This window comes from Maribacter sp. 4U21 (assembly GCF_002742365.1).
GTDB lineage: Bacteria > Bacteroidota > Bacteroidia > Flavobacteriales > Flavobacteriaceae > Maribacter.
Genome location: NZ_MDGN01000075.1, coordinates 1 through 372 on the forward strand (window position 1 = coordinate 1; position 372 = coordinate 372).

The window sequence follows — 372 nt, forward strand, 5'->3', positions numbered from 1 at the left end:
CATTTTAAAAAAACCATAGCCTTGGTTCCCCCGAAGTGTCGGGGCTGGAGGCACCAAAATTTATCCTCGCAATAGTGAGTATTTTTTGTTTATATTTTTTCCAAATGCATTACCTGTACATTCTTTACAGCGAGAAAATAAGCAGATACTATATCGGGGAATCTCCGGATTTAGTAAATAGGTTAGAACAACACAATGCTCATTATTTTAAAAAAGCATTTACAAAAGCGGCGGACGATTGGGAAATTGTAGTTTCGATGCAATTAAACAGTAGGAAAGATGCAATCTATCTTGAAAAATTCATTAAACGAATGAAAAGCAAAACCTTCATTCAGAAGATTGTAAAGGACAATGACATTCTATTGGATATCC

The 372-nt window shown here is 34.9% G+C and carries 1 protein-coding gene; it reads left to right on the forward strand.

Going from position 1 to position 372, the window contains the following annotated elements:
* Positions 1-104 precede the first annotated feature (104 nt).
* The coding region (locus BFP77_RS16440) for a GIY-YIG nuclease family protein (protein ID WP_099575144.1) at positions 105-372 on the forward strand (268 nt) is incomplete at its 3' end.